Source organism: Streptococcus humanilactis (genome assembly GCF_019448275.1).
In the GTDB taxonomy this organism is placed as follows: Bacteria; Bacillota; Bacilli; order Lactobacillales; family Streptococcaceae; genus Streptococcus; species Streptococcus humanilactis.
Genome location: NZ_JAHXBZ010000005.1, coordinates 141,638 through 151,964 on the forward strand (window position 1 = coordinate 141,638; position 10,327 = coordinate 151,964).

Annotated in this window: 10 protein-coding genes, 1 tRNA gene, 1 rRNA gene, 1 other RNA gene and 4 pseudogenes; 1 reads left to right on the top strand and 16 read right to left on the bottom strand. The window is 40.4% G+C overall.

The window, feature by feature from the left end; genetic code table 11:
- The 14 genes and pseudogenes from KV696_RS07950 to comW form a co-directional block, all read right to left on the bottom strand.
- The coding region (locus KV696_RS07950; RefSeq protein ID WP_258318585.1) for an Rpn family recombination-promoting nuclease/putative transposase at window positions 1-607 on the bottom strand (607 nt) is incomplete at its 3' end.
- Between the two features lie 118 nt (window positions 608-725).
- Window positions 726-1,694: a ribose-phosphate diphosphokinase gene (locus KV696_RS07955; protein WP_033682853.1), complete on the bottom strand. Its 969-nt coding sequence runs from the start codon at window positions 1,692-1,694 to the stop codon at window positions 726-728.
- A gap of 144 nt (window positions 1,695-1,838) precedes the next feature.
- Complete coding sequence (locus KV696_RS07960) at window positions 1,839-2,654, bottom strand: PrsW family intramembrane metalloprotease (protein WP_219967327.1); 816 nt, start codon at window positions 2,652-2,654, stop codon at window positions 1,839-1,841.
- A 24-nt stretch (window positions 2,655-2,678) separates the two neighbouring features.
- Window positions 2,679-3,176 carry a beta-class carbonic anhydrase gene (locus KV696_RS07965; protein WP_219967328.1) on the bottom strand — a complete coding sequence of 166 codons (498 nt, stop codon included), beginning with the start codon at window positions 3,174-3,176 and terminating at the stop codon, window positions 2,679-2,681.
- 72 nt (window positions 3,177-3,248) lie between these two features.
- Entirely contained in the window at window positions 3,249-4,613 is a 1,365-nt protein-coding gene (gene radA / locus KV696_RS07970) for a DNA repair protein RadA (protein ID WP_192855426.1), read from the bottom strand.
- Between the two features lie 10 nt (window positions 4,614-4,623).
- Entirely contained in the window at window positions 4,624-5,139 is a 516-nt protein-coding gene (locus KV696_RS07975; protein WP_219967329.1) for a histidine phosphatase family protein, read from the bottom strand.
- Window positions 5,140-5,157: 18 nt separating this feature from the next.
- A pseudogene (locus KV696_RS07980) lies at window positions 5,158-5,460 on the bottom strand (isochorismatase family protein); the annotation flags it as partial.
- Window positions 5,456-5,617: pseudogene (locus KV696_RS07985) on the bottom strand (DNA repair protein RadA); the annotation flags it as partial. The pseudogenes KV696_RS07985 and KV696_RS07980, both read right to left, overlap by 5 nt.
- Window positions 5,618-5,627: 10 nt before the next feature.
- Window positions 5,628-6,167, bottom strand: coding sequence for a histidine phosphatase family protein (locus KV696_RS07990; protein ID WP_219967334.1), 540 nt, complete (start codon window positions 6,165-6,167; stop codon window positions 5,628-5,630).
- 1 nt (window position 6,168) lies between these two features.
- Window positions 6,169-6,612 carry a dUTP diphosphatase gene (locus KV696_RS07995; protein ID WP_219967333.1) on the bottom strand — a complete coding sequence of 148 codons (444 nt, stop codon included), beginning with the start codon at window positions 6,610-6,612 and terminating at the stop codon, window positions 6,169-6,171.
- A 57-nt stretch (window positions 6,613-6,669) separates the two neighbouring features.
- Window positions 6,670-6,767: signal recognition particle sRNA small type (gene ffs, locus KV696_RS08000), an RNA gene on the bottom strand.
- Between the two features lie 32 nt (window positions 6,768-6,799).
- On the bottom strand, window positions 6,800-7,267 hold the full coding sequence (tadA, locus tag KV696_RS08005) for a tRNA adenosine(34) deaminase TadA (RefSeq protein WP_219967330.1): 468 nt from the start codon (window positions 7,265-7,267) through the stop codon (window positions 6,800-6,802).
- Window positions 7,268-7,466: 199 nt separating this feature from the next.
- Entirely contained in the window at window positions 7,467-8,753 is a 1,287-nt protein-coding gene (locus tag KV696_RS08010; protein WP_219967335.1) for an adenylosuccinate synthase, read from the bottom strand.
- Between the two features lie 230 nt (window positions 8,754-8,983).
- A pseudogene (gene comW / locus KV696_RS08015) lies at window positions 8,984-9,221 on the bottom strand (sigma(X)-activator ComW).
- 667 nt (window positions 9,222-9,888) lie between these two features.
- On the opposite strand from comW, the pseudogene KV696_RS08025 reads away from it, so the two are divergent.
- Window positions 9,889-10,037, top strand: a pseudogene (locus tag KV696_RS08025) (transposase); the annotation flags it as partial.
- A 99-nt stretch (window positions 10,038-10,136) separates the two neighbouring features.
- Here KV696_RS08025 and KV696_RS08030 read toward each other — a convergent pair.
- Window positions 10,137-10,210 (bottom strand) — tRNA-Asn (locus KV696_RS08030).
- Between the two features lie 5 nt (window positions 10,211-10,215).
- Window positions 10,216-10,327 (bottom strand): 5S ribosomal RNA (rrf, locus tag KV696_RS08035); the annotation flags it as partial.

Consider the following 10,327-nt stretch of genomic DNA (forward strand, 5'->3'; position numbering starts at 1 on the left):
CTTGGGTAAAGGGCTTGTTGCCGAAAAACTCCAACCACGGCTTGCGAACCTTGTCTTTGCTGGTTTCTCTATATTTTTTTAGTTCTAAGAACGCCATCTTGACTAGGTGGTTTTCTTGACCGTTACTTGTGATGGTTAAGACTTCACCTGTCGAATCCTCTCGCATACTAAAGCTATGAAAAGCCAAATCATCTGAGAAGTAATTGCTGTCTACAATAGCGATGGCATAAACGGGTGCAATATGTTTGTAACTCTGGTGGGTGTCACCTTCACGTTGGCGAATTTTTTCAAGATTTTGATTGACCTGACTGCACAAATAAGCCCACAGGCGATTAATGAAAAAATTCTGATGATGCACCTGAATCTCAATAATTACTTGAGTACCGTTGTCCAACTCCGCCAAGACATCTATACTAGTGTAAAAATCCTGAGCTGAGTAAGGTAGGGAAGGTAAGACGTGAATATTGCTTCCCTCTAAAATAGTTACATTTTTAGCTGGTAAATCCAACATATCGCGAATAAATTGACAAGTGATTTCTGGATTGCTGAAAATTTTCTTAGCAACCAAGTCATTGGTTGGGCTGATGCCCGGATGTCTTAGAATCATCCTTTTCCTCCTTTTATTATACCACAGTTTTAAATCTAGGTTTGCTAGATTCACTGACTCTATCTATTTATTCGGAAAAGAGACGAAAAAAACCTGAGAATTATCTCAGGCTTGGTCATTAAATCTTTTTCTCAATACTGAAAAGTGGAGAAAGTGGGCGTTTTTCATGGATACGGACGATAGCATCACCCAGTAGATGAGCAATCGAAATCTGCTCAATCTTATCAATCAAACGCTCTTCTGGCAGATAGATAGTATCCAAAACAACCAATTTCTTGATAGCTGATTTTTGGATATTGTCCATAGCAGGGCCAGAAAGAACTGGGTGCGTACAGCTTGCATAGACTTCAACAGCACCAGCTTCTGCAAGGGCATCTGCCGCATGACAAATCGTTCCAGCAGTATCAATCATATCATCAATCAAGATACAAGTCTTACCTTCAACCTTACCGATGATGTTCATAACTTCACTAGTATTCATCTTATCAACGCTACGACGTTTGTCAATGATAGCAATAGATGTTTTCAAAAATTCTGCCAACTTACGAGCACGAGTTACCCCTCCATGGTCTGGGCTGACAACCACATAGTCAGAACCAACCATACCACGACGCTCAAAATAATCCGCAATCAGAGGAGCACCCATCAAGTGATCCACAGGAATATCAAAGAATCCTTGAATCTGCGCAGCATGCAAGTCGATTGTCAATAAACGATCCACTCCAGCTACTTCAAGCATATTTGCGACCAGTTTTGAAGTGATTGGCTCACGCGCTCTCGCCTTTCTATCCTGACGTGCATACCCATAGTAAGGCATGACAACATTGACAGATTCTGCACTCGCACGCTTCAAAGCATCTACCATAATCAAAATTTCAAGCAGATTGTCATTTACAGGCGAACTAGTTGATTGTAGGATAAAGACGTGTTTCCCACGGATTGATTCTTCGATGTTGACCTGAATCTCTCCATCTGAAAATTGGCGAACACTTGATTTCCCCAACTCTATCCCAATCTCCTGCGCCACACGTTTTGCCAATTCTTGATTAGAAGAAAGGGCAAACAGCTTTAAATCAGAAAAAGACATGATTTCCTCCGGTATATATGTATCGCTTGTGCTTTTCACAAGATTTTCCATCTACCATTGTAGCGCTTTTTACACTATTTTTCAATCAAAAATAAAAGAAGGGCAGCATATTTGTGCCCTTGCATCATTCTTTTGAAAAGTATTCTAGTTCATCAACCCATTGTGCTTCTCAACAAAGCGATAAGCCTGATAAAAACCATAGAGAGTAATAGCTGTAACCACTGGAATCGCTAAGGGCAACTCTGTCTCCAATTCTACAAAAGGAGAGTTAAACAAGAAATGAGTTCCCAAGGCTAAACCTAGGAAAATAAGCCCTTGTTTCTTGCCAACCTTCTGCCCTTTATAGGCTCTGTAAAGCAAGTAAACACCTACTACAGCCAGACCTGAAAAAGTCCAGTGAGAGGCAATTCCTGAGATGATACGCTCTAAAATCCTCGAAATAGTAAAGTCAAAGCCCTCTGGCAAATCCGTACGAATATAGCCAATATCCTCAATCATTTGGAATCCCAAACCAGAAGCAATCCCTAGTAAAAACAAAGATTTTAATTTTTGCACAGGAATCAAAGCTAAAACAAAGACAAGTGGCAACAATTTCAAGGGCTCTTCTATCAAAGGAGCCACAATCGCACTTTCAAAGGCATTTAAAAATGCACTATCTGGGAAAAGAACCCCCAGCAAATCATGGATATAGGTATTAGCAAAACTAGACAACCATCCTGAGAGAAACATCCCTCCCAATAAAGACAAAATCAAGGCCTTCTTTGGTAATTCCCATTTTTTCCCAATACGGAAGAGGAAATAAAGAGCCGGAATCATGTAAAAGAGAGCTAGAAAGATAGAAACTCCCATGAGTCTATATTCCGCACTTGACATCGAACCATCCGTATAGTAGATGGTTTCATACTGCAAACCAATACATAGCAATAAAATAAAAATAAATAAAATACTGTTTTTCTTCATACACTTTCTTTCTAAATAAATTTTTTACAATTCTACGACTGTCATACTTCCTGTATCCACATCGTAAATAGCACCAGATATAATGACATCATCTGGTATTAGGGGAGACTCGATAAGGAGTTGCATATCCTCGCGTACACTCTCCTCTATATCTTGGAAGGGCAAGAAATCCTGTTCTGACACATCGACACCCAATTCTTCCTTCAAATATTCCTGAAAAGGACCATTTTCAAAGGTCTGAGCACCACAGTCTGTATGGTGTAACACCACAATCTCTCTTGTCCCCATTTGTTGCTGGGAAATAACCAGCGAACGAATCATGTCTTCTGTCACTCGACCACCTGCATTCCGCAAGATATGAGCATCCCCAAGTGCCAAACCTAAAGCTTGCGCAACGTGCAAACGAGAGTCCATACAGGTCACAATGGCTACTCTAGTTTTGGGTTTAAGTGGCAGATTTAACTGCCCATGTAGGGCAACATAAGCCTGATTGGCTTGCATAAACTGTTCAAAATACGACACGATTCCCTCCTTGAAAATTTGATAGTCAAATATTTCTCCTATCTTATCATTTTTAAGAGGATTTGTCACGGATTATGCAAAGACCTTTTTCAAAACTTCCTGAATCGTTGTTACTCCAATGACCTGAATTTCCTTGGGCGGAGTGATTCCTGTCAAGGAATTCTTAGGTACATAAATCTTAGTAAAGCCCAGTTTAGCAGCTTCATTGATGCGTTGCTCGATACGATTCACGCGCCGAATTTCTCCTGTCAATCCCAGTTCGCCTACAAAACATTCCTGAGGATTAGTTGGCTTGTCCTTGTAGCTCGAAGCAATAGCAACCGCAACGGCCAAGTCTATCGCAGGTTCATCCAATTTGACACCGCCAGCAGATTTGAGATAGGCGTCCTGATTTTGCAAGAGAAGACCTGCCCGCTTTTCCAAAACAGCCATAATCAAGCTAGCACGGTTGAAATCAAGTCCTGTCGTCGTACGCTTAGCATTTCCAAACATGGTCGGTGTCACCAAAGCCTGAACCTCCGCCAAAATCGGACGCGTCCCTTCCATGGTCACAACGATTGATGAACCAGTTGCTCCATCCAAACGCTCTTCTAGGAAAACTTGACTCGGATTGAGTACCTCAACCAATCCGCCCGACTGCATCTCAAAAATCCCAATCTCATTAGTGGAGCCAAAACGGTTTTTGACCGCTCTCAAAATACGAAAGGTGTGATGACGCTCCCCTTCAAAGTAAAGCACCGTATCCACCATATGCTCTAGCATACGAGGACCAGCCAAGGTTCCCTCCTTGGTCACGTGCCCTACGATAAAGATGGCAATGTTATTGGTTTTGGCCAGCTGCATAAGTTCAGCTGTCACCTCACGCACTTGAGAAACAGATCCCTGCACCCCTGAAATCTCAGGAGACATAATAGTCTGAATGGAGTCAATAATGAGGAAGTCTGGTTGGATGCGCTCCACCTCAGCTCGAACACTCTGCATATTGGTCTCTGCATAGAGATAAAACTCGCTATCAATATCTCCCAAGCGCTCTGCTCGTAGTTTAATCTGCTGGGCAGACTCCTCCCCACTGACGTAGAGAACCGTTCCCACTTGGGACAACTGGGTTGAGACTTGTAGGAGAAGCGTTGACTTCCCAATCCCAGGATCCCCACCTATGAGTACGAGACTTCCTGGTACCACTCCGCCTCCAAGTACACGGTTGAATTCCTCCATCTCCGTCTTGGTTCGATTGACGTTGATTGACGTCACCTCAGCCAGTTTCATGGGCTTAGTTTTCTCACCTGTCAAGGACACACGCGCATTTTTGACCTCGACAACCTCAACCTCTTCTACAAAAGAAGACCAAGACCCACAGTTGGGGCATCGTCCCAGATATTTAGGGGAATTATACCCACAATTTTGACACACAAATGTCGCTTTTTTCTTTGCGATGATAAACCTCTTTCTATATCTCTAACTCATACTCAATCACTTGGCAAAAATCAATCTTCTCATTTGGTACAAACTGGCGCATGAGCATGTTGTGAGTTACCACTACCACAGTCTGATATTCTCGATACTTAGCCATGCATTCTAGAAAACGAGACTTCATCTCCGTAGCTGTCTCATATTGAATAGGACTATTAGGAAACAACTCCCCCTTATTTTCTAAAAACAGTCTTCTAGCTGTTTCAAAGTTTTCTATTCCAGTTCCATAGACCTGCCATTCATGTAATAAAGGCTCTACTCTTAAAGGAAGTCCCGTAGCACAAGTCACATAGCTAGCAGTCTCTAAAGCTCTTGTGACTGCAGAAGATATGATTATTTCTGCTGAAGAGAGTAAAGGGTTGATGCTCAGTTCCTGAGCTTGCAGTCGTCCCTTCTCAGACAAAGGCGCCAAATCTATCCCAAATCCCGTATAAGAACGCTCCTCTAACTCACGGTAATCTGGCTCCCCGTGACGTACAAAGATAATTTTCATATTAAGATCCCCATAAAACTATCCAATCTTGATTCCGCAATCTTGCCACTGCTTCAGTGTTTTAGAGAATTTCTTCTGGTTGGCAACTCCGACAGCAGACAAATCGACAGAAACCTGATAATTCTCCTTGGTAGCTGCCAAAACGGAAGCCTTAACACAGCTATTTCCATCTACCCCTATAAACTCTATGCTTTTAGCACCGTTTTCCTCTAAAAAATCTTTTAAATCTGGATTAGTAAAGCAAGAAGCCCGACGCTTCTCAAAGATACGAGAAGATACAAGCAGCAAGCCGGTCGCAAATTTCTTCTTTCTGTCTTTTCTCCCCCGTCAAGGACACACGCGCATTCTTGACCTCGGCAACCTCAACCTCTTCTACAAAAGAAGACCAAGACCCACAGTTAGGACAACACCCCAGATATTTAGGGGAATTATAGCCACAATTTTGACATACAAATGTCGCTTTTTTCTTTGCGATGATAAACCTCTTTCTATATCTCTAACTCACACTCAATTACTTGGCAAAAATCAATCTTCTCATTTGGCACAAACTGACGCATGAGCATTCCGTGAGTTACAATGATAATAGTGTTATAATTTTTATATTTTTCCAAAGTTCTTAAAAAACGATGACACATCTCCAGAGCAGTTTCATAGCGATAAGGAGAATCTTCAGGTAAACCTCCTTGATGTTTTAGATAATATTCATGAGCTACCAATACACTAGTTAAATCAGAATTAGTACCATCTAAGTCTGGACGCCACTCATGAAAAAACGGCTCCACAAATAAGTCCAATCCTGTTTCAACCGCTATATAATGGGCTGTTTCTAAAGCCCTCGTCACAGACGATGAAATAATAATCTCTGCCTTTCCAAAACATGCAGTTTTAGCAACTTCTTTTGCCAGACTGCGACCTTTTCTTGTCAATGGTGCTAAATCACGACCAAAACCACTATAGAGTTGCGGATTTTCAAGTTTATCAAGCATACTATAATCTGGCTCCCCATGGCGTACAAAGATAATCTTCATTCTAGTGCCCGGTCGATCCAAATCCACCAGTTCGCACGCCATCAGCCATATCTCCATCTGCAATTAAGAAAGGAGCAAAGACAGCCTGGACCACACGTTCCCCAACTTCGAGAATCACTTCTTGGTCTGTGATATTCTTCATCTGCGCAAAAATATGCCCTTCATTTCCAGGATTTCCATAATAATCCCCATCAATGACACCAACCGAGTTAATCAAGACCAAGCCCTTCTTACGAGGATTTGAAGAGCGATCATAAAGGTAAAGAACCTCAGTCGGCTGCATATAAGCCTTAACCCCTGTCGGAACCAAGACAATCTCTCCTGGCGCAATAACTGTGCGCACAGCAACCTTTAAGTCATAACCAGCCGCATGCGCTGTCTCACGCTTGGGCAATAAATTTTCATCTGTAAAAGTCGAAACCAATTCAAAACCACGAATTTTCATCATCTTCTCTTTTCTATTTATCATTTATTCTAGATTATTCTATCTTATTTATTCGGAAAAAGCACGAAAAAAAGAGCACACAATTCAAATCGCTTAGGGCTGCTGGATTCCTCCCCTGACCCACTTCACGCAGAACTGTTGCTCCACTATTTATTATATCACATTCCTATTCATTTTAAAAGCAAAATTATTTTTTCCGTCTATTTCTAAAAAAGTCCTGCATAATAGCTGCGCATTCATCTTCCAAAATTCCCGTTTCAACCTCCACACGGTGATTGAGACGCTCATCTGTCAAGATATCGTACAAACTCCCAGCAGCGCCAAATTTCTGGTTTTTAGCCCCATAGACCACGTTTGGAATACGGGCAAGTCCAATCGCCCCACTACACATGACACAAGGCTCAATGGTCACAAAAAGCGTGCAATCCAGCAAGCGCCAACTCTCCTCACTCAGGTTCGCATGCTCTATAGCCATAATCTCCGCATGCATAACCGCTCGTTGTAACTCCTCACGCGCATTATGCCCACGGCCAATGATTTTTCCGTCCTTGACAATCACACAACCAATTGGAATTTCATCGTGTTCAAGAGCAATCTCAGCCTCTTTCAATGCCTCTCTCATAAAGACTTCTTTTTCTTCAACTGTATAATTCATCAATTTCCCTTTTCCTACTTGTCGATTTTATTATTATATCATGAATCCCAAGACAAAAAAAGCCACCGAATGCGGTGACTTTATAGGGAGATTATTATGAAAAAGAAAAGTTTAGGATATTTGTTACAACAAGTTAGGAGGTCTTCTTGTAACTGTCTATAGTATACCCGACCTATCTTAAACAAATCTTAAAAATCTCTTAGGACCAAACACTTTCTAAAATATTTGTTTGTTCACGACCAGGACCCACTGAGAAAGTAGAAATACGAACGCCAACCAATTCACTCACACGACGAACGTAGTTACGCGCATTCTCAGGAAGATCTTCCAAATTACGAACTCCAGTAATATCTTCTGACCAACCTGGTAACTCTTCATAGATAGGCTTGCAACGCTTCAATTTCTCAAGACTAGCTGGATAGTAGTCAATACGTTGCCCGTCAAGATCATAGGCCACACAGATTTTCACAGTATCTAAACCACTCAAAACATCGATAGAGTTCAATGAAAGATTAGTGATACCAGAAACACGGCGGCTATGACGCATCACAACTGAATCAAACCAACCCACACGACGTGGACGACCAGTTGTTGTACCATATTCATGACCTACTTCACGGATACGTTCTCCCACTTCATCAAACAACTCAGTTGGGAAAGGCCCATCTCCTACACGACTCGTATAGGCTTTACATACACCTACAACCTTATCAATCTTACTTGGACCAACACCTGAACCAATCGTAACACCACCAGCCACAGGGTTTGATGACGTAACAAATGGATAAGTTCCTTGGTCAATATCGAGCATGACACCTTGTGCACCTTCAAAAAGAACACGTTTACCGTTATCAAGCGCATCATTCAAAATGACAGATGTATCTGTCACATACTTCTTGATTTGTTGACCATATTCGTAATATTCTTCAAAAATATCATCAAAATCAATCGCTTTACTGTCATACAATTTTTCAAAAAGGCGATTCTTTTCAGCAAGGTTACGTTCTAGGCGCTCACGGAAAATGTCTTTATCCAAAAGATCGGCGATACGAATCCCAACACGAGCAGCCTTGTCCATATAAGCTGGACCAATTCCCTTAATTGTAGTACCAATCTTATTGTCGCCCTTAGCTTCTTCTTGCAAACGATCCAACTCAATATGGTATGGCAAAATAACATGCGCGCGATCAGAAATACGCAAGTTATCAGTTGTCACACCCTCCTCATGAAGATAGCTCAACTCTTTCACAAGAGATTTAGGATTTACAACCATACCATTCCCAATAACAGAGATTTTTTCAGGGAAGAAAATCCCAGATGGAATCAAGTGCAATTTAAACTTCTTACCATCAATCACAATCGTGTGACCTGCATTATCACCACCTTGGTAACGTGCAATCACTTCTGCATTCGCTGAAAGGAAGTCTGTAATCTTCCCTTTACCTTCATCACCCCATTGGGTACCTACAACAACAACTGAAGTCATAATCTTGTCTGAGCCCTCAGGCTCTTCCTTTCTCACATACATGGCAGGACTCTCACCTGCAATTATATCTTACAATTTATTATAAGAAAAAATCGCCTTTTTATCAAGAAGAAACAATAGAAAGATTTGCTATTTCCAACTATTAAAAAATGTTTTAGAAAAATTACCAGCTATTTATTGTTATATTGCCATAAAAAAATAAGTTTGTTCGGAAATTAACTCAGACTATCTCAACAAGAAATAAAACCTTGTTTCATTATCATCTTTTCAAGATACAAACGATAAGCAACACGATAATGGTAAACGATAAAATCCCTACGACACCCAATGCCATATCGAACTAAATAATAAATCAAAAATTTAAAATGAAAATGTTCCCATTCCCAACTATTATCAAAGATAAGTAGCATACTCTTCTTCGATACTGTCATAGAAATCAGTCATCTGATCATAAATATTTTGTAGCATAAGCATACACTCCTTTACTTTTTATGATCTTATTCTAACAAAAAATTTTAATTAATCTTTAATAATTCCTGAATTGTTAAAATACCAACCTCAACAAGAGAAAAAATAGGAAAAGTTGACAGAATAGAAATAAATTTACTACCTAAATTAGACTTTGATAAAAACCTTATTGACTGCGTTGAATACTAAAAGAGACTGAGGAAAAAAATCTTAAAATAAGAAAAACGCATATTATTAGATATTCAAATCTATGTAATCTTGCATTATCTATAATAGCTGATGGTATGCTTAATGTCTGTATAGTCGCTTAGTTTAAAATGCGCATGTTATAATAAAGCTATGCATATCTAGTAGAGTGAAATAAGAGATGAACAAATCGATTAGGAAAGTCAAATTAATTTCTAGAAATATTTTTAGCAGTTGTAACATACTATTATAGTTCCAATCTACTATATTGACGAAACGGGAATCGCCCCCTACCTCTATCGTCCTTATGATGCACGGACTCCTAGAGAGGAGAAAGTATATGAAAATATTATCGGACGGCGTTTTGAGCGGACTTCAATTGTTTCAAGAAAAGTAGAGGGAGAGTTTATAGTTCCTATTTGTAAAGTGGTTCAAAATGCAACTCCTACCTACTTTGAAGAGACTTCATATTACAACTTACAACGCTAAATTAGAAGCGACTAATAATCTCATTAAACTTATCAAGCGAAATGCCTTTGGATTTCGGAACTTTGAAAACTTCAAAAAAAAAGGATTTTTATCGCTCTGAATATCAAAAAAGAAAGGACACATTTCGTCCTTTCTCGAGCTTTCTCGAGCTTAGCTTTTCTTCAACCCACTACAGTTGAAAAAGAGCCTAGATTATTAATTACATAACAAAAAAGAGGCTGACCCCCCTTTAATTAACTACTCCGCCAGTAGGACTCGAACCTACGACATCATGATTAACAGTCATGCGCTACTACCAACTGAGCTATGGCGGAATAAAGCTAAGCGACTTCCATATCTCACAGGGGGCAACCCCCAACTACTTCCGGCGTTCTAGGGCTTAACTTCTGTGTTCGGCATGGGTACAGGTGTATCTCCTAGGCTATCGTCAC